At 34.9% G+C, this 20,992-nt stretch carries 16 protein-coding genes; 4 read left to right on the top strand and 12 right to left on the bottom strand.

From position 1 onward, the window contains the following. Window positions 1-4: 4 nt before the first annotated feature. Together AC0GLY_RS06340 and AC0GLY_RS06345 are read right to left on the bottom strand one after the other, a co-directional pair. Complete coding sequence (locus tag AC0GLY_RS06340; RefSeq protein ID WP_496611330.1) at window positions 5-730, bottom strand: GntR family transcriptional regulator; 726 nt, start codon at window positions 728-730, stop codon at window positions 5-7. 92 nt (window positions 731-822) lie between these two features. After that, a complete protein-coding gene (locus AC0GLY_RS06345; protein WP_496611331.1) occupies window positions 823-2,400 on the bottom strand; it encodes an Nramp family divalent metal transporter in 1,578 nt (525 codons plus the stop codon). Between the two features lie 120 nt (window positions 2,401-2,520). On the opposite strand from AC0GLY_RS06345, the gene AC0GLY_RS06350 reads away from it, so the two are divergent. Continuing rightward, entirely contained in the window at window positions 2,521-3,024 is a 504-nt protein-coding gene (locus AC0GLY_RS06350; protein WP_496611332.1) for an aminoacyl-tRNA deacylase, read from the top strand. A 40-nt stretch (window positions 3,025-3,064) separates the two neighbouring features. Here AC0GLY_RS06350 and AC0GLY_RS06355 read toward each other — a convergent pair whose 3' ends face one another. The 6 genes from AC0GLY_RS06355 to AC0GLY_RS06380 form a co-directional block, all read right to left on the bottom strand. Then, a complete protein-coding gene (locus AC0GLY_RS06355) occupies window positions 3,065-3,394 on the bottom strand; it encodes an ArsR/SmtB family transcription factor (RefSeq protein ID WP_496611333.1) in 330 nt (109 codons plus the stop codon). Window positions 3,395-3,405: 11 nt separating this feature from the next. Further along, window positions 3,406-3,969 carry a cadmium resistance transporter gene (locus tag AC0GLY_RS06360; RefSeq protein ID WP_496611334.1) on the bottom strand — a complete coding sequence of 188 codons (564 nt, stop codon included), beginning with the start codon at window positions 3,967-3,969 and terminating at the stop codon, window positions 3,406-3,408. Window positions 3,970-4,055: 86 nt separating this feature from the next. Then, window positions 4,056-6,110, bottom strand: coding sequence for a KUP/HAK/KT family potassium transporter (locus AC0GLY_RS06365; RefSeq protein ID WP_496612268.1), 2,055 nt, complete (start codon window positions 6,108-6,110; stop codon window positions 4,056-4,058). A gap of 12 nt (window positions 6,111-6,122) precedes the next feature. Next, window positions 6,123-6,758, bottom strand: coding sequence for an HD domain-containing protein (locus AC0GLY_RS06370; RefSeq protein WP_496611335.1), 636 nt, complete (start codon window positions 6,756-6,758; stop codon window positions 6,123-6,125). Between the two features lie 25 nt (window positions 6,759-6,783). Then, entirely contained in the window at window positions 6,784-7,422 is a 639-nt protein-coding gene (locus AC0GLY_RS06375; RefSeq protein ID WP_496611336.1) for an HD domain-containing protein, read from the bottom strand. Window positions 7,423-7,513: 91 nt separating this feature from the next. Beyond that, window positions 7,514-9,826, bottom strand: coding sequence for an MMPL family transporter (locus AC0GLY_RS06380; protein WP_496611337.1), 2,313 nt, complete (start codon window positions 9,824-9,826; stop codon window positions 7,514-7,516). A 116-nt stretch (window positions 9,827-9,942) separates the two neighbouring features. Between AC0GLY_RS06380 and AC0GLY_RS06385 the strand changes: the two genes are divergently transcribed. Continuing rightward, the gene (locus tag AC0GLY_RS06385) at window positions 9,943-10,440 is read left to right on the top strand and encodes a TetR family transcriptional regulator (RefSeq protein ID WP_496611338.1); all 498 of its coding nucleotides are present in this window, start codon (window positions 9,943-9,945) and stop codon (window positions 10,438-10,440) included. Window positions 10,441-10,459: 19 nt separating this feature from the next. On the opposite strand, the gene AC0GLY_RS06390 is transcribed toward AC0GLY_RS06385, so the two are convergent. Then, window positions 10,460-11,452: an AEC family transporter gene (locus tag AC0GLY_RS06390; RefSeq protein WP_496611339.1), complete on the bottom strand. Its 993-nt coding sequence runs from the start codon at window positions 11,450-11,452 to the stop codon at window positions 10,460-10,462. Window positions 11,453-11,535: 83 nt separating this feature from the next. Then, on the bottom strand, window positions 11,536-13,179 hold the full coding sequence (locus AC0GLY_RS06395; protein ID WP_496611340.1) for a malolactic enzyme: 1,644 nt from the start codon (window positions 13,177-13,179) through the stop codon (window positions 11,536-11,538). A 136-nt stretch (window positions 13,180-13,315) separates the two neighbouring features. Here AC0GLY_RS06395 and AC0GLY_RS06400 point away from each other — a divergent pair, with 136 nt between their 5' ends. Next, window positions 13,316-14,182, top strand: a complete 867-nt coding sequence (locus AC0GLY_RS06400) for a LysR family transcriptional regulator (protein WP_496612269.1) — start codon at window positions 13,316-13,318, stop codon at window positions 14,180-14,182. 36 nt (window positions 14,183-14,218) lie between these two features. Here AC0GLY_RS06400 and adhE read toward each other — a convergent pair whose 3' ends face one another. Next, window positions 14,219-16,834, bottom strand: a complete 2,616-nt coding sequence (adhE, locus tag AC0GLY_RS06405; protein ID WP_496611341.1) for a bifunctional acetaldehyde-CoA/alcohol dehydrogenase — start codon at window positions 16,832-16,834, stop codon at window positions 14,219-14,221. Window positions 16,835-17,061: 227 nt separating this feature from the next. Then, window positions 17,062-19,389 (bottom strand): HAD-IC family P-type ATPase, encoded by a 2,328-nt coding sequence (locus tag AC0GLY_RS06410; RefSeq protein ID WP_496611342.1) that lies wholly within the window; start codon window positions 19,387-19,389, stop codon window positions 17,062-17,064. Between the two features lie 223 nt (window positions 19,390-19,612). Here AC0GLY_RS06410 and AC0GLY_RS06415 point away from each other — a divergent pair, with 223 nt between their 5' ends. Continuing rightward, window positions 19,613-20,983: a hemolysin family protein gene (locus AC0GLY_RS06415; RefSeq protein ID WP_496611343.1), complete on the top strand. Its 1,371-nt coding sequence runs from the start codon at window positions 19,613-19,615 to the stop codon at window positions 20,981-20,983. Window positions 20,984-20,992: the final 9 nt, after the last annotated feature.

The following is a 20,992-nucleotide window of genomic DNA, read 5'->3' on the forward strand; positions in this document are numbered from 1 at the left end:
AACGTTAATCTGCTAGGTTAACAAATGTATTATACCTAAAATATCGGTAATGAATTCGCATTGTGGAAATCTCAAATGGCGTTCCATTATCAAGAAAGAAAACCCCTTCCATAATGCCAACTGGCTCTGTAGGTTTTAAGTTTAGTAGCTGCTGATCATTTTTATTGGAAGGTTGCGTTTCAATTGACATAAATGATTTAGTCCCAGTATGGTGCAATTCTTTAGCAAAATAGTCAAATAACGAATGGCTCACAATTTCTTTGGTTAAATCCGGTGCAATTTTAATTGGAATATAACTTGTTTCAATAATAATTCCTTGTTCATCTAGCAAACGTAATCGTTTGATTTCGTAAACAAAGGCTTCATCATGCAAAAACAAACTTTCCTTTACTTCTTGTGGTGCCGGAATTACTTTAAAATCCAAAACTTTGATTGTCGGATTATAACCTTCTTTTTTCAAGTTATTTGTAATTCCTAAATTTGAACCCTCATATCGAAAAATTGATTTGTTTTTCAAATATAACGGATTCACAAAGGTTCCTGATCCCCTTTTTTTAAAAATGACACCTTCATCTGCTAAAATTCCTAACGCTCGCTTAATCGAACTTCGGCTAACTTGAAGTTCTTCACTTAGAGTTCTTTCATCAGGTAACCGATTATCGTGAAAACTATTAGCTCGAATTCGATCTTTTAAATTTTGCATTACTTTTTTATATACTAAATCAGTCACTGAACTAATACCCCGTTCTTAATTAATATCTAAAGTATATCAGAATCAAAAAAAGGATTCCCAACGAATTGGAAATCCCTTTTAATTATTTACTATTCAGATTTAGTTTTTCCAACCTTTTCTTCTTCAGTAAACGCTTTGTTTGATTTGTAGATGTCATAAAGTACCCAAACTAATAAAGCTAATACTAAGAAGTCAGTAACATAAGCAATCGTATTGGCCATGTGAGTTTGGCTAGCTGTAATATCATCTCCAAAGAATCCAGCAACTGCACTTGGCATATTGTATAGGTTCAAGAAAATTAAAGTAACAACTGAAATCCAACCTGCAACTTTAATCCACATAGCATTGGCAAATTGTTTGCCACGCATTTCAATTTCACTATTAGTAAACATCAATAGTGGAAGCATTGAAAATGGTAAAGCAAAAGCTAAGAATACTTGAGAATTTTCCATCAAGTCATTCATCGCCGCATGTTGCGCAATTTTTGAATCACCAGCAGTCATCAATACACAAAGTAAAACTGGGATAATTGATAATAAACGCGTTACTAATCGACGAGCCCAAAGTGGCATTCTCATGTGAACAAAACCTTCCATAACCACTTGACCGGTTAAAGTACCAGTGATAGTTGAGTTTTGTCCTGATGCCAATAAAGCAACCGCAAACAAAGTTGAAAGAACCCCAGTTTTAGCAACACTAGCCAAAATTCCGTTACTCATAAAAGCAGGATCTTTAAGGGCTTGGTAAAGTCCAAAGAACGAAGTATCTTGAACAGTACCTGACTTAAATACAGCAACTCCCATGATTAATAACAATGCATTAACAAAGAATGCCATCGTTAATTGAATGTTTGAATCAAGAGCAGAGAATTTAACCGCACGTGCAACATCTTCATCGTCATCATGATTAACTTTTCTAGTTTGTGAAATAGCTGAGTGAAGGTATAAGTTATGAGGCATAACCGTGGCCCCAATAATTCCAAGTGATCCAGTTAATGGTGACATCCCATGAACAACGGGAGTTTCTTTAACTGTGTCAATACTTGGAACTAACCCTTTCAATACTCCCATCCAATCAGGGTTTGATAAAGCAACTTCGTAAGCAAATACGAAGAAAATTACCAAGATTAATGCTACAACTAAAGCTTCAATCTTTCTAAATCCAATTGAGGTAAGTAATAATAAGACTAAAACATCAAGAACCGTAATTAATACGGCAATTACAATTGGAATCCCGAATAACAAGTAAAGCGCAATGGCTCCCCCGATAACTTCGGCAATATCAGTAGCCATAATGGCTAACTCAGTTGTAATCCACAATACAATTCCTAAACTCTTACTAGTACGAGCACGAATTGCTTGTGCTAAGTCCATTTGGGTCACGATTCCAAGTTTAGCTGCCATGTATTGTAATAACATCGCAATCAAACTTGAAATCAAGATGATAGACATTAACATGTATTGGAAGTTTTGTCCCCCAGTGATTGATGTGGCCCAGTTACCGGGATCCATATAACCAACTGCAACCAGTGCACCCGGACCTGAATACATTAGTAATGTCTTCCAAAATCCAATGTTCTTTGGAACTTCAACAGTACCATTAATTTCATCTAATGATTTACCATTAGCATATTCAATTAAATGATGCTTCTTTTTTGCTTCTGCCATCCGCAAAATCTCCTTTTCTATAAAAACCAATATTAAATTCAATTTTATTGTACATTAGATGTTACTAAATGTCATTAGTATTTTTTAATATGTTAAAATCATCATAAGAGGTGTTCACAAATGTCACATAAAAAAAATAAAGTCCATAAAACTTTAGTGGAACAAATTTTAGATCAACATAACATTCCTTATCAACAAGTCATCTTCCCTACTTACCAAGACGGCGATGTTTCTCAAATTAACACTGCTGATGGTGATTATCCGAAACATCAAATTTACAAAACCCTTGCTTTAACTGCTAAAGGGAAGGGTCCCTTAATTGGTGTCGTTCCGTTAGATGCCCGCTTAAGTTATAAAAAATTAGCCAAAGCTTCTGATAATAAAAAAGTCGGTATGATTCCTTTAAAAGATCTCGTGCAAGCTACAACTTATGAGCATGGGGCCAATACCCCTATCGGCATTTACGAAAAAAAAGGCTATCCCATTTATTTTGACAAGAGTGCTAAAGAACAAGGTAATATTATTGTTTCATCTGGTCAAATTGGTCGATCAGTTTTGGTTAATGCCGAAGCAATTGCTAAATTAGTCCACGGAAAATTTGCTGATATTGTCGAAACTTATTAATAAACAAAAAATCCAATCTCAAGTGAGGTTGGATTTTAGTTTAGCGAAAATTATAATGGTGCGGTTCATGTTTAATCACATGACTCACATGATCAAATGTCAATTCAATAATACTTAAAATGTGTGGATCATCAAGTGTGTAACTTACATACTTACCAGATTTATTAAACGAAATTAATTGATGCTCACGTAAAATGGCTAATTGATGTGAAACTACTGATTGAGACAAATCAAGTTTATCCGCAATTTCCGTTACCGTCATTTCATTTGATTCCAATAAATAAAGTAATTTCACCCGTGTCGGATTACTCAAAACTTTATAAATGTTCGTAGTCTCTGCTAATAATTCATCATCAAAACTGTTTTTCAAAGCTCATCATCCTACAAAAATTTAATTAAGTGACTAAACAACCCACTATCAAATAACACGTAAACTCCAATTAAAGCATAACAAATCTTCATCAAAATTTCTCCGTGCTTTTCAATTAAGAGTTGGACCCAAATGTTACTTTCGACCGCTTTAGCTAATAAAACAATCAACACTGTTAAGCATAGCAGATAACCACTTGCTTCGCCAAACCCTAACCAACTTTTACCGATTAAAATTGGCACAAAAATTGAAAGTACGCATCCAGTACAAACCGATAAGTATGTCACAAAAACGGTATAAATTGCTGATTTAGAAACCGTACTAGTTTCTTCGTCATCATCATCTTTAAATGCCATATAAATTGGTAATAATCCTAAACTTCCTAAAATCCATTCTGGCAAAAATTTACCTAGTAGGTCTCCCACTAAAAAACCTATCAATAATAAAGTGAAAACGGCTAAAGCATATCCAATCATGACTTTAATCGTTGAAAATTGTTGTAACAAAAAAATTAACATGATAAAAAAATCAATATTAATCGCAATAAAAGTTAACGTTAAGACTGAAAAGTTCATAAAGTGCTCCTCACATATGTCATATGTAAAATATAACATATGTTTTGTATAAATAAAGCAGAAATTAAAATTTCTGCCTATTTAGCTTAAAAATCTTTATCATCTGGATTAAGAGGATTAATTTGATAAACAGTCGGTTTCGGCCGATTAACAATCTTCTTTTGCACTAAATAATTATCAACTTTTTTGTAAATAAAAAGTGGTGAAACTTCTTGAATGACATCGCTAAATTCTAGACCAAACCAATTTATTGGTGAAGCTGTCAGATTTTGCATGTAAATTCGTTCTCGAATCATTCGTCGGTCAAGTGGTTTAATACTGCTATTAAAGACTAAGTCATTTGGCATTTCTTTAATAATAACAAACTTAAAGTTACCAATTTTACGCCCTTTTTCGGTACTGTATCTAGGAACTTGATTTTGTAAAACACCTTGTTGTAATAAATTATCAACAATTTGATGCAAATAAATACTAATATGCTGACTTTTCTTAAATCCTAGATAAAGCTGAACGTTAACCATATTATCAGTCCCCATCATATCAACCGTGTAATTACTTTCATAAGGTACATCGGTCTCATTCACAGAAACAAACCAATAAACTTGGGCTCGCTTTGGATCTTCATCTAAAATTGAATACATAACATTTCTTTTAATTTGATAGCCATCATGCATTTTTGTCATATAAACTAAGTTAGTAGCATACATTGGAATATTTTCATCTTCACTAAGTTCTTCAAGTTGGTCACGATACTTAGTTACATCAATGTACTCACTTTCTTGATCATAACGTTCCCGTGCTTTATTACCAAAGTACCAAACCCACATCACGTACAAAATAATAAACATAATTAGTAAAGTAACGTACCCACCATGCACAAATTTAATCATACTAGCAATAAAGAATACAATTTCAATTAACCCAAAAAATAATTCAATTGGAACGGAAACTTTTCGACCATAACGATTTTTCAAATATTCACCCAACAAAATCGTTGTCATAAGCATTGTAACAGTAATTGCTAGCCCATAAGCGGCTTCCATTTTTTCAGAACTTCCAAAGTACCAAACCACACTCAAAGTGATTGCACAAAGCATCCAATTAACCATCGGAATGTAAATTTGACTCTTAGTATTACCCGTATGCTTAATAATCATACGTGGCAGTAATTTAAGTCCAATTGCTTCAGAAACTAACGTAAATGATCCTGTAATCAGTGCTTGTGAGGCAATAATAGCAGCTAAAGTAGCAATAATCGTCCCAAAAATTAACCATGAATTAGGTAACATTCCATAAAAAGGATTGATGGTCGTAAAATGGGTGGCAAAGCTCTGACTTTGATAATGATTAATAATCCAAGCACCTTGGCCCAAATAATTTAAGGTCAACGCTGCGTAAACGATGGGCCAAGTCATCCGAATGTTTCCCCGACCAACATGTCCCATGTCAGAATACAAAGCTTCAGCACCAGTCGTTGCTAAAAAAACACTTCCAAGGATAAAGATTCCAGATTTATTAGTAGGACTAAATAAAGTTTCAATCGCTTTTAAAGGATTTAAGGCCTGAATAATCTGGGGATAACTAAAAATATTAATAACCCCAAAAACCCCTAAGAAAATAAACCATATAATCATAATAGGCCCCAATAGTCCTCCAATCACGGCAGTCCCAAAATGTTGGGACATAAAAATTATGATTAAAATAATGGTCGTAATTATTAAAACTGCATGTTGATTAATCCCCAAATTTTGTGTCTTCAGTCCCTCTACCGCTGAGGTAACGGTCACTGCAGGAGTTAAAGTCCCATCAGCTAAAATAGACGCTCCTCCTACTAAAGCTGGAATAATCAACCATTTTGCGTTCTTTTTTACCAACGCGTACAGCGAAAAAATCCCACCTTCACCATGATTATCTGCATTCATCGCTAAAACAACATATTTAAAAGTAGTGATAATCATTAATGTCCAAAAAATCAGTGAAATGGAGCCAGTCACATAAGCCGGTGTGATATTAAGTGGTGATTTTGCATCATCAATAATTGCATTCATAACATATAGTGGCGAAGTTCCAATGTCACCATAAACAATTCCAATGGCAATAATCATGCCGGCAAGCGAAATTTGATTTGTTTTTTTCACGATGCTCTCCTAAATCTAGTTATTTTCCCATTCGGTTTTAAATTGCTTAATGAATTCTTCAGCTACGGTAAAGCGATGTTGGGCAAATTTTTTTGCCGTATCGGTATTAATCCGTTTAATAACTTCCTGCAAACGTTCTTCATAATGATTAATGGTAGCTCGAGGACGACGATATTCAGCCTTTGTATGGCTAACTTGATTTTCTTTTGGATTATACATAGGATAATGATGCACTCCTCTAAAAGCAAAGAGACGGGCAATTCCTATTGCTCCTAAAGCGTCTAATCGATCAGCGTCTTGAACAATTTGTCCTTCAATTGATAACTCATAATGATGCTCTAAATTATCTGAAAATGACATATGACTAATGATGTAAAAAATCTCATTAATTTCGATTTCATCATATTCAAACTCAACTAATTTTTGGTAAACATCAGCTTTTCGACCGGCAACATCATTCGTTAACTTATCATCAAACACATCATGTAAATAAGCAGCCGTTAAAACCACATCTGCATTAGCAGTTTCATTTTGAAGAATTCTTTTAGCGTTATTAACTACCCGTTGAATATGATCAAAGCCATGGCCAGTTTGCTCACCTTGCATCATTTTACTAACGTAATTATGGATTTTATCAATTTGCTTGGTCATCACATCACCTTCAAACATTATTAAATTACAATTCGTCCCATTCAGACTTAAATTCTTCCACGAATCGTTGCATATAAACCTTTCGTTCATAAGCAATTGTTTGTGCCGTTCGCGTATTCATTTCATCAGCAAGCTTAAATAATTTTTCGTAAAAATGATTGATTGTGGTACTTTCATCACGATAATTATCTCTTGTCATTTTCCGACGTGGTCTAATTTTAGGGTCATACATTTTATTACCATGAACTGCACCATACGCAAATGTCCGAGCAATTCCAATTGCTCCAATTGCATCTAACCGATCAGCATCTTGGACAATCTTTCCCTCTTTGGAAAGCTCTTGATGCTTTTCCAAATTATCGGCAAATGACATATGTTCGATAATATCAAAAATTTGTTCAATCTCAGTTGGGTCATAACCAAATTCAATCAATTTTTGCCGCACATCAGCTTTTCGACCAGCAACATCATCTGTTAACTTATCATCAAACACATCATGTAAATAAGCAGCCGTTAACGCAATTTCCCCATTTGCCGGTTCAGTAGTTAATAATTTCAAAGTCATGTTAATTACCCGATCAATATGGTCAAAACCGTGACCAGAATAATCACCAGCCATCATTTTTTGAGAATATGCACGTACTTGAGTTAATTTTTCATTCATATTGTTAATTACCTTTTCATAATTAGTTATTTAATTTTCATTTTAGGCTACAAAAAAGCATCCGTAAACCACTACGGATGCTTTTTTAATTTTATTTTTTCCCAATAAATGGAATTTTCCAATTATACTTACCACAAATTTTAATCATAGCTGGCACGAAAATCAACCGAACCAAGAAGGCATCGAAGAACACTCCAAATGCTAGTACAATTCCAATTGATTTAATGGTTGGATCGCTTTGAATAATAAAGCTTCCAAAAACTGAAATCATAATAATTGCAGCCGTTACAATCACAGGGCCACTCTTTTTCAACCCTACACGAACTGCTTCATTGTTATCACCAGTCTTTTGATATTCTTCATGAATCCGCGAGACCATGAATACTTCATAATCCATAGATAATCCGAACAAAATTCCGATAGCAATTACAGGAAGGAACGCAAGTACAGGAGCACTAGTTTGAATATTCAAAAGTGAATTCATAAAACCATCTTGTACCACTAAAGTCGTTAATCCGAAAGCAGCCATTAGTGACATTCCAAAACCAATCATCGCAAACAATGGAATTAATACTGATCTGAAAACTATCATTAGTAACACAAATGCAAGTAACATTACTAAGCCAACTAATACTGGGGTAGCATTATTTAACTTTTTAGAAATGTCAATATTAATTGCATTGATTCCAGTTAAAACAATTCCAGTATGATCACTATGTTGATCCTGTTTTCCTAAGTCTTTAATTTGGTTAGCCAACTGTTCTGTCTTAATCGATTGTGAGCCAGTTTTAGGTACCACAATAAACATTGCATATTTACCATCTTTACTGATCTGAACAGGTGACATGACTTCTTTAATTACTTGTGCTTTAACTTTAGCTTCATATTCAGCAGTAGCTTTTTTAACCAAAGCTTGTTGTTGGGCAGCATCTAAATTAGGATTTTCCATCATTGCTGCCATAACTTGTTGTTTAACATATACTTCACCTTGTGCTTTAGCCTGAGCCTTAGCTTCTGGTGTTTGATATTGTTTTAACTTTTCTTCATTTGGTAATTCAACCAACTTTTTAACGTTCTTCATATGACTTACTTTATCAGTAATTTTGTTAATTGTTTTTTGCTTATTAGCTGCTGAAGCATGCTTATCAAGTTTAATCACTCCAACTAATTGTGAATCAACTCCATCACCAAATTTGCTTGTCAACATATCATATGCTTGACGTTTCGTATTATTTTGTGCTAATTGACCATCAAAAGGCATTCCTAAACGCATATGCGAAGCTGGAATAGCAAAACCCGCTAATACAATTACCGAAATTAAAATAGAAATGATTGGATGACCAATAATTGTCTTAGTAAAGAAACTATCTGGTTTTTCAGCATCTTTTTCATCAATATCACTAGCAGAAATAAATCTTTTACCTAATGAAATTAAAGCAGGTAATAAAGTAAGGGCCGCAAGAATTGCAAAAAATACACTTACAGCGGCGGCAAGACCCATTTGCGTTAAGAAATCAATTCCCACTACACTAAGTCCCGCAACCGCAATCATAACTGTTACTCCAGCAAAAAGAACTGAAGCTCCAGCACTTGCAAGTGTCCTCCCCATTGCTTCTGCTTGATTATCGTTTTTTTCCAATTCAGTCCGATAACGATGAACAATAAATAAAGCATAATCAATTCCAACTGCTAAACTAAGCATAATTGAAAGGGTCTTAGCAATTTCCGTAATTGAAAAGATATTAGTACCAATTACGATTGTTAATAACCCTGTAATCAATCCTATCAAAGCACTGACAATTGGCAAACCAGCGGAAACAAAAGATCTAAAAAGAACTAGCAATAGGATAAATCCTAGTGAAATTCCAATAATTTCTGAAGTAACTCCGAGTTTAAGGTTAGCAACATTAACTGTTCCAGTATAAGCAACCTTCATATTATCATTTTTAAGCTGATTAAATTGATGCTTAATATTGTTAATATCTTTATCAGAGACTGACAAAGGCGTATTTTTAAAGGTAATGGTTATATAAGCTGTCGTCTTATCATTACTAATGGTCTCTGTTTCATAAGGATCTTGGACTGTTTTGATACCATCTTTATTTTTAATTTTGTTAATCTTTTTTTCAATCTTAGCTTGTGATTCTTCACTAGTTAAATCACCATGTTTATCTTGAACAACTACTTTCATTGTTCCAGCTCTTAAGTTTTGGTGAAATTCTTTTTTAATCGTACTTTGAATATCAGTAGATGGAATTCCTGAAATTTTTAAGCTTTGACTAAAATTCGAACCAAGTGAGCCTGCAAAACCCACGATAACTGCTAGCATTAATACCCATGCAGTAATGGTTTTCCATTTATTTCTAAAAACCCATTGTCCGAGTTTATTTAACAAATTTTTCATTTTTTATCCCCCTTCAAAACAACATATAATTATTATTAAACTTATCATGCAAAAAACAAATGGATATTTATGTTACAATGCACATTAAATATACATTGTAAAGGAAGTATCCAAAAATGACCGATTTACGAAAAAAACGAACCAATTTAATGATTACAAAAAGTTTTACCAAATTATTGGAAGAAAAAAGTTTTTCTAAGATTACGGTAGCCGAAATCGTAAAGAATGCCATGATTCATCGTAATACCTTTTACCAGCACTTTGAAGATAAATATGCATTACTACGTTGCTGTATCGAAAACATGGTAAGTATCTCCGTCTTTTCCAGTGAAGGATTCAAAACAAAGCCCTTTACCACTATCAATCAATACATCATCAAAAAACATCTCAATATTGTAAAACGGCAAAAAAATGACCAGGAGTTTCAGCATACCGTTAATAATATTATGTTAAGTGCTCTGAGTCGAAAAAGTTCTGATGATGAAATTTTCTGGTTAATCGGTAAAATTGCTGCTATTTTTGTTTGGAATGATGTAACTAATCACCACTATGAAATTATTCATGATTACAAAAAGTTAGACCATATTTTTGCAACTAAAAAGTTCCCAAAATAAAAATCATAAATTATTAAAATTAAATTAAAGTTAAGATTTCCATTAAAATTGGTACAACAACCACAAACAAGACGGTACTAGTTACCACCACGTTTGTTGCATAAGCTACATCACCATGTGAACGTCCAACCAAAATTGGAAGGACTGCTAATCCGGGTGCCGCAGCTTGAATCACAAAGGTACTCATTTCAATCTTAGGAATTACTGCTCCAGTGTGCATAAAGAACATTAAAACCGAAAGCATAATGGCTGGAGCCACGACAAACCGAGCCACTAACGCTAAAATTGAATCACGATCAAAGTGAATTGATTTTAAGCCAGCATCTGCCAAAATAATTCCGATGTAAATCAAAGATAATGGGGTTACTAATCCCCCAACCATTTCAAACGTGTTTCCAAGCATTGGAAATGACTCTGGTTGCACAATAAAGGTAACTGGTAATCCTAGAATCAACCAAACTAAGGCAATAATAAAGCCAATTAAAGGTGCAGGAAGTAACTTTTTCCAGTTAAATCCAGCGGCATTTTTTTCTCCTTTAACTTTGGTAGGATCATCAGCAGAAATAAAGAAAATTCCAATTGCCCAAGTTGAAATAGTATTCATTAAATAATAAATCAAGAAAAATGGTAACGCTTGATCGCCAAAAAGTGCCATATTTAGAGGCATCCCAATAAAAATCGTATTGGCATTGACGGCCATATTAATAAATGTTCCCCGACGTCCCTTTTGAATTTTGAAAAGCTTGACTAAAGCAATCGCAATTACATATCCAAGCAAAAAACTCAAAAAGACATAGAATAAGCTACTTGATAAACTAATTAATTTATTTCGATTAAGTTTAGTTACCACTGACATAAAAATTGAAACTGGTAATGCAATGTTCATAATGATGAACGAAATATTATTTTTAAACGAATCACCCAGGCGTCCAGAGTTACGAAGCCAAAATCCTAAAGCAATTACTAAAACAATTTCACCAACACTTGATAATGAGGTTAAGAATGCAGTCATTAAAAAATCCATCTCCTAAGTTTAGTTTTAAAAACAAAAAACGCCCGTAGTAATTACGAACGAATTTGCTTGCAACATTACGTTTATTTAACTTCTTTGTAAACTGGATACCATTTTTCTGCTTCAACCGCAGCTTTGACGTCAGTAATCTTTTCACGAGTAATACCTTCATCAACAGCAGTTTGGGCAACTGAATTAGCAACCGTTTGTGAGAATTCAGTTAATTGATCAACTGGTGGTAAGATTGCAGCACCTGGTTGAGTTGGGTCCACAATTCCACCTAATGAGTGAGCAGCAGCTGAAATCATTTTATCGCTCAATTTAGTAGCAGTGGCAGCAATTGCACCTAAACCGATTCCAGGGTAAACAAGGGCGTTGTTAGCTTGTCCAATTTCATAGGTAACCCCATTGTATTCAACTGGAGCACTTGGAACACCTGTAGCAACTAAGGCACGACCATCAGACCATTTAATTACATCAGCAGCAGTTGCTTCAGTTAATTTAGTTGGGTTTGAAATGGGCATAACGATTGGACGTTCAGTGTGCGCAGCCATTTCTTTAATCACTTCTTCAGTAAAGGCACCGTGAACAGTTGAAGTACCAACCATAATTGTTGGGTGAACTGCTTTAACCACTGAAAGTAAATCAGTTAAGTCTTCTGAATTGGCAAATTCTGAACGACTTCTAGCAAATTCTTTTTGACCAGGGGTTAAGTTAGGCATGTCATCAAATAATAAACCTTGTTTGTCGACCATGTAGAAACGTTTCTTAGCTTCTTCTTCTGATAGACCTTCTTGTACCATTTCTTCGGCAACTCGTTGAGCAATCCCAACTCCGGCAGTACCAGCTCCGAAGCAAAGGTATTTTTGGTCAACCATTTTCTCACCAGAAATGTTAAGTCCCCCAAGTACTCCAGCTAGTACAATGATTCCAGTTCCTTGGATGTCATCATTAAATACTAAGTACTTGTCTTTGTATTTGTCTAAGATGTTGGCAGCATTAGCACGACCAAAGTCTTCAAAGTGAAGGTAAAGGTTAGGGAATAAATCTTCGGCTTCAGTTACAAATTTGTCAACGAAGTCATAGTATTTTTCTGAATAATCACGTTCTTGATCAAGTCCCAAGTATAGTGGGTCTTCCAGTAATTCTTTTCTAGTAGTCCCAGCATCAATCACAACTGGTAATACTTCTGAAGGATCAATTCCAGCAGCCGCACTATAAACCATTAGTTTACCAACTGGAATATCAATTCCTTGAGTTCCCCAATCACCAATTCCAAGAATTCCTTCACCATCAGTTACAACTAATAACTTAATGTTACGGCCTTCAGCAGCATTGATTAAACTTTGACGAATGGTTTCTTTATCATCATGGTTAATTGATAAGAAAGCAGCGTTTTGTGGGTTAACATACATCCGGCTGTAGTTTTCAATTGAATCGGCAATGGTTGGATCGTATACGATTGGCATGAATTCACTAACGTGTTCAGCAAAGGTAGCGTAGAAAAGTACTCGGTTTTCGTTAAAAATACTCATTAAGTAAACCCGTTTTTCTAAATCATTACTCTTAGTCAAGTATTCTTTGTATACTCGGGCAGTTTGTTCTTCCAAAGTTTGTACCCGTGGTGGCAACATTCCTTGAAGATTTAGACTCTTACGTTCTTCTTCAGTAAATGCAGTCCCTTTGTTTAAAAAGGGATTGTTTACAATTTCTTGTCCTCTTGACATAAATAAGACTCCTTTTTGTAGTATCATTAGTTTATTAAACAACTTGTATGTTAATTCACAGAGAAAATAATTGTCAAACACATAATTTACATAAATACCATTTATATGAGGTGATTCTATCAAATTACAAGATTTAATTTATTTTAACAAACTAGTTGAGCTTAAAAGTTACACCACTGTTTCTGAATACTTTGGAGTTAGTCAGCCAACCATCTCAATGGCCATTCAACGTCTCGAAAAAGAATTCAACGTTGAACTTATTAACCGAAATCAAGCTCATCACAAGATTAAAATTAGTCCCCACGGTAAAATTTTGCATAAGCACACTGAAATCATTAATCGAGAAGTCGAGGAATTAAAAGAAAATATGCATCATAATTTCAAAGAACCAATTCGTTTTGGACTTCCCCCTATTATTGGGAACTATTATTTTCCTAGTCTTGCATTAGAACTCAGCAAAGCAAATATTTTAGATGACTTAGACAACATTGAATCCGGTTCGGGTAAACTATTGGACTACTTGCGTTCTGGAGAAATCGACATTGCTTTGCTTGGCTCTAATGAACCCATCGAAAGTCATGCCATCAAATCCAAATTACTCACGAAAAGTAACTTCAAAATTATCGTTTCTCCAAATTCACCATTAGCTAAATTAGATAAGATTAAAGTTAAAGATCTTGATGATACTAATTTTATTTCTCTTTCTGATGACTTTATTCATCACAATACTTTTAATCGACTATGTAATGAACATAGCATTAAAGTTCATGTTCGCTATCGAACTCAAGATGTCGAACTCTTAAAACAATTAGTTTCTGAAAATATTGGAATTTCTTTTTTAACTGAACAAGCCATTAACGCTAAAGACAATTTAGTCGCCATTCCAATTGATGATGATGACTTAGATCAGTTTTATGTCTCGCTTGCTTATCGAAAGACACATGTCTTATCACCTAAAGAAAATCAATTAATTGAGGTTTTAACTAATTCCATTGCAAAATAAAAAGCACCTCGTCAAATGGCGAAGTGCTTTTATTTACTAAACTTCTTTATCTGTATCTGTTTCAACGCCAACTCCATCGTATTCATCAAGAATCATCTTCTTAAGATCTGCGAAAAGCGGTTCTTTAGGGTTAGCAGTAGTACATTGATCAGCGTAAGCTAATTCAGCAAGATGAGTTGCAGCAGCTTCTAAGTCTGCTTTGTTAACTCCTTGCGCCTTCAAACTTAAGGTAACACCAACTGAATGTGCTAATTCGATAAACTTGTGAACCAAAGCTTCTTTAAGTTCTTCTTTAGTTGAGCCTGATAGTCCAAGGTAACGAGCAATTTCAGCATAGTCTTGGTCAGCTCGGAATGATTCATACTTAGGCCAAGTAGCAATCTTCTTAGGTTTTTCAAAGTTATAACGAATGACATGTGGCAAGGTAATTGCAATCGCAATTCCATGCGTAATACCAAATTGTCCACCAAGTTTATGAGCAATTGAGTGCGTAATTCCTAAGAAAGCATTAGCAAAGGCCATTCCGGCAATTGTTGAGGCGGTATGCATTTTGTCGCGAGCTTCCATGTTGCCGTTGTAAGAATCAGTTAGATTTTCAAAAATCATCTTGATTGCTTGAAGTGACAAAGGACGAGTGTAATCAGATGCCATAGTTGATACATATGATTCAATGGCATGAGTTAAAGCATCAAGTCCTGAAGCTGCAATAGTTTTCTTTGGAACGGTAGCGACAAATTGTGGGTCAATGATGGCAACATCAGGTGTCAAAGCATAATCAGCTAATGGGTACTTAATGTGTAACTTAGAATCAGTAATAACTGAGAATGGAGTTACCTCTGATCCAGTACCAGACGTACTTGGAATGGCAACCATTTGTGACTTACTTGGTTTTTCAAAACGATAAGCTCGTTTTCTGATATCTAAGAATTTTTGTTTAGCACCAAAGAAATCAGTTTCTGGGTTTTCATAAATTAACCACATCATCTTAGCAGCATCAAGTGGTGAACCACCACCTAAAGCAATAATCGTATCTGGTTTGAAACCACGCATTTGGGTAACCCCTGCTTGAACTGTATCAGTGGTTGGTTCATCATGAATATCATCGAAAATATAATATTGTACACCATCCGGACGAGCATTTAATTCATCTAAAACTTTATCAACATAGTGATATTTAACCATTGAAGGACTAGTAACGATGAAGGCCTTCTTAACATTTGGCATATCTTTAAGGTACCGAACTGAGTTCTTTTCGAAGTAAATCTTAGGTAATTTAATCCATTGCATATTATTTCTTCTCTTTGCGATTGTCTTAATGTTCAATAAGTCGTAGTCAGTAACGTTATGTGAGATTGAGTTGTTACCCCATGATCCTGTTCCTAATGTTAATGAAGGAGTCATATTGTTATAAAGATTTCCAACTCCCCCTAGTCCAGCTGGTGAATTAACTAAAACTCGTGAAGCTTTAACAGCAACTCCGAAGTCAACGGCTAGTTGATCATCTCTTGTTTGAATAGCAGCCGTGTGCCCTAATCCACCATAATTTAATAACTTAGACACAATTTTAAAGGCGTCTTTATGGTCTTTTGATTTGTAAACTGAAATTACAGGAGATAATTTTTCTCCAGACATTGGGTACTTAGGACCAATTCCAGTCATTTCAACAGCAAGAACTTGAGTATCTTTAGGAATCTTAATGCCGGCCATATCAGCAATTTGTTGTGCAGTTGCCCCAGCAATTGGGCCTTTAACGCTCAAGCGAGTACTGTCAAACATGGCATCCGTTAATTTTTGTTTTTCGTTATCAGGAATAAAGTAAACTCGGTTGAGTGAAAGTTGTTCTTTCACATCATCATAAATTGAGGCATCAATTACGGCACTGTTTTCCGTAGCACAAATCATTCCGTTATCAAACGTTTTTGATAAAACTAAATCATTAACGGCCCGAGGAATATTAGCTGTTTCTTCAATATAAACGGGACCATTTCCGGGACCAACTCCTAAAGCTGGTTTACCAGTTGAATAAGCAGCCTTAACTAAACCAGGCCCTCCAGTTGCTAACGTACAAGCAACCCCTGGGTTTTGAATCAAAGCATTCGTTGCTTCACGACTTGGTTCTGTAATCCATTGAATGGCATCTTTAGGAGCACCAGCAGCAACGGCAGCATCCCGCATAATTTCAGCAGCTTTAATTGATGACTTTAGTGCTTGAGGATGCAAGCTAAAGATAATTGCATTTCTAGTTTTCATTGAAATAATTGCTTTGAATAAAGTAGTTGAAGTTGGGTTAGTTACAGGCGTAATTCCGGCTAACACACCTAGTGGTTCAGCAACTTTGATTAAATCTTCTTCTGAGTTTTCTTCAATGACGCCAACCGTTTTATCATTACGGATGTTATTCCAAATCTCTTCAGTGGCAAATAAATTTTTAATTGCCTTATCTTCAGCGACCCCACGTCCTGTTTCTTCATAAGCCATTTTACCGAGCATTTGGTGAGCGTTAACCCCAGCGATTACCATTGCATGGGTAATGTGATCAACTTTTTCTTGATCAAAATTGCTCATTTCGTCTAAGGCAACATGTGCTTTGGCAACCATTTCATCGACATTCTTTGTGATTGCTTCAACATTTGGTTGTTTCTTTTCTACCATCTTATTCGCCCTCCGGTTCATAAACATTAATTGTTATTTATTTCACAAGTTCATAATATCACACTCTTTTTGATTTGCCAAACATTTATTCATAAATATCGCTAAATACTATTTTATCAGTATATCCAAGATATTCATCTCTTTCATATACTAATTGTGTAATTAGTAACATAATCGACTAATAAAACAGCCAAGTACTGATTAAATTCAGTACTTGACTGTTGTGGTCATTTATAATTTATTTTCTTAATTCGATAGTAAAAATGATTAACTATTCTTTGTACAAATAAGAAAACTGGATTAATCGTTAAAATTAACAACAAACCAATTACCCCAACTTGCCAAGTAAATAAACTAGTTAAATAGAAAAATTTACCAAAACAGATAAATAATCCCATAAACCCAATTATACTAATCGAAACAATCATAGTTTTATAACGATTTAAAGGCCGACTAACTAATAATAACGCTTGCCAACTAATCAATCCCGTCAACAACACGTTTAGTGTGTCAGTCGTAACAACTTTAAATGATAATAGATTGCCAATTACCCCAATTAGCATAATGTATAAAACCACGCAAAGCGCCGACGGAAGTGCAATTTCAACAATTCCCGTAAAGAAGCGATTCTTGATTGGATGAAACTCCGGAGATAGCGCTAATAGAAAAGAAGGAATTCCAACCATTAGGCTATTAATTGGAGTAAGTTGGATTGGTTGGAAAGGATAACTTTTGGCCATAAAAATAAAAATCAAACTCAACATGACTGAAAACATGGTTTTTACCAAATATAAAGCAGCAATATTATCGATATTATTAATGACTCTTCGTCCTTCATTTAAAATATTGATTAATGCCGAAAAGTTAGAATCAACTAACACAAAGTCAGCAATACTTTTCGTACTTTCGTTTCCAGAAGCCATCGCAATTCCACAGTTAGCCTGACGTAATGCCAAGATATCATTTACTCCATCACCTGTCATAGCAACAGTATGGCCATTATCTTGTAAGGCTTTTACTAAACGTTCTTTTTGTTCTGGTTTAACCCGGCCAAAGACTGTCGTTTTAGCTACTAATTCATGATAATCGGTATCATCCGGTACTGTGGTCATATCGACTAATCTTTCTGCATTTTCAATTCCTGTTCGTTTGGCAATTGCTGATACAGTTGTGGGATCATCACCCGAAATGACTTTAACCGTAACCCCTTGATTGGCAAAGTACCGTAACGTTTCTGGCGCATCCGCTCTAATCACATCTGTAATCAAAATAAAAGCTACTAATTTAGTACCAGTTAAGCCTTCACGACTCATTTTACTTGCTTCAACTAAAGCTAAGACTCGATTCCCTTCAGCTGCAAATTTATGAACTTGCTGAGTTTGTTGTTCAGTTAATTGCAACACAAATTGTGGTGCTCCTAAGGCATAGTTTCCACTTTTAAACCGTACCCCACTCCACTTTCTAGCCGAAGAGAATGGTACAATTTGTTGTGCATGATACGGATGGTTAGGAAAAGCCGCTTTCAATGCTTCAGCCGTTTCATTGGTATCATCAATTTCATTAACTAGCGATCCCAAAACATCACTAACTGCTGTCTGAGTTTGTCCAGGAGCTAACACTAAGTCTTTAAACCGTAAGTCACCATTTGTAATCGTCCCTGTTTTATCCAAACAGATTGTATCAACACGTGCCAAAGTTTCAATGGAAGCTAAGTCTCTAACCAAGACTTGCTTACGGGCTAAATGATAAGCCGAAATTGCTAGTGTAACCGATGAAAGTAAAATCAAACCTTCTGGAATCATTCCAATCATAGCTGCCACGGTCCCTAAAATCGCATTATTAAAAGAAACTCCATGCCATAAACGTGAGGCGAATAACAAAAGGCCTAGTGGGATAATAATAATCGTTAAAATTCGAATAATTCGCTTAATTAAATTCAACAACACACTATTCTTTTTCGTGGTCTTACTAACTTTTTCGGTCAATGAATTCACGAAAGTTGCTTTTCCGACTTTGGTAGCTTGCATAATTGCATGACCACCAACCACAAAACTCCCCGAAATTAAACTTTGTCCATCAGATTTCACAATCACATCCGCTTCACCAGTAATTTGTGATTCATCGATTTCTAATTCTTGTGTTTCCTTCACTATTCCATCAACGGGAATTTGATCTCCAAGTTGTAAGACGATTAAATCATCTAGTACAATGTCTTCTGGTTCAATTTCAACCGATTTTCCATTACGAATTACCGTAACTTTTGACTGTGATAATAATGCCATTTTATCAATTTGTCGTTTTGCTCTAATTTCTTGAAAGATGCCGATCAAAGTATTGATGGCTGCAATCAATAAAAATAGCATATTTTTGTAACTGCCCGTCAAAAAGACTAGTAAACCTAACACTAGATTAATGAAATTAAATAAAGTAAATGTATTTTCAAAAATAATTTGTTGAATGCTTTTCGTTAATGTTTCTGTCGCTGTATTCTTTTTTCCCGCAGCTATCCGGGCTTGGACCTGAGCTGACGTTAATCCAGTTAAATTTTGCTTCATTATGCCACCCCTTTCTGTTTAATTATAGCTAAGCTCTTTTTATTTTTCATTTTTTCTCCTTTAAATTAACCAAAATTTACTATTATCATTAATTATTTAGTAATGTTAATATTAAAAAAACGTGTTACTTTCTATATTATGGTAAAATTAGTAAATATAACGTCAAACTTAAATTTTGACTTAAATTGAATACTATTTATTAAAATGAAAAGAGGAATGCTTTTTGGTTACTGGATCGATTTTTGTCGACTTAGTTATTATATTAGTGATGTTCTTCTTCGCAGGATACTTTGTTGCTTGTGAATTTGCCCTGGTGCAATCACGGCCGACTGCCTTACAAGAAGAACTCGATGATGACAACACAAGTGAAAAACGAAAACGCAAGATTAAACTTGAAATGAAAATGGTTACGAACTTGAATGAATACCTATCAACTACTCAAGTTGGGGTTTCTCTTGCTGGAATCATCTTAGGATGGATTGGTGAATCATTTGCTGTTGAAATCTTCGTTGATTTATTTGGAACTTCGGGAATTGGTTTAAATGCCGCTGCTGCTCATGGTTTTGGAGTAATAATCGGAGTTTTGATTTTGACTTATCTAGAAGTGGTCTTTACTGAAATTTTACCCAAAAACCTAAGTATTGATATGCCACTCAAAGTTTTATCAGTAGTTAGCACCCCACTTCATTACTTTCACGTAATGTTTTATCCTTTTGTCTGGTTGCTTAATGTTTCAGCAGCAGGAGTAGTCAAATTACTCGGCCTTCCAGTTGCTAATGAAAACGACGAAGCCCTTTCTCAATCCGAAATTTTAAGTGTCTCCAAAGCGGCTGTTAAAAACGGTGACCTGGAAAAAGATGATTATCTTTACATGCGTCGGGTTTTCGAATTAAATGATAAAACAGCTCGAGATGTCATGATTGATCGAACTCGGCTAAAAACTATTGACATTAATGCTACTGATGAAGAAGCCATTGAAACTTACCTTAACACCAAGTTTAGTCGTCTCCCAGTCGTTAAAGACAACGACAAAGATGACATCCTGGGATACGTTTATATCTATGATTTAATTCAACAAGCCCAAATTAATAATAAAAAACCCCTTAAAAGTCTCATCCGTAAAATCAGTACCACCTCTGAAACTACCCCAATCGCAATGGTCTTGCAACAGATGATTAGTAATCATCAGCCAATTGTTGTGGTAATTGATGAGTATGGTGGAACTTCTGGAATTATTACTGATAAGGACATTTATGAAGAGTTATTTGGCACTGTCCGTGATGAAATTGATCCAGTTAATCATGCAGCTATTTTCCGTCAACCAAACGGCACCTACAAAATTGGTGGAAAAATGAATACTTATGATTTTGAAAAGCTATTTGATACTGATATCAAAGCCTTTGAAGGATCGGACATCGTAACTCTTTCTGGTTTTATAATCGAACACAATCCTCACATTAAAGTTGGAGATATTGTCAGATTAGGTGACTTTGAATTTAAGGTAATTGCCTATGAAAATTCATTCATCGAATGGTTTGAAGTTAAAAAAATCGAACCTAAATCTGAAGATGAGCAAGATGAATCCGATAAATAACCTAAAAAG

This window comes from Fructilactobacillus sp. YLN 2507 (assembly GCF_059614085.1).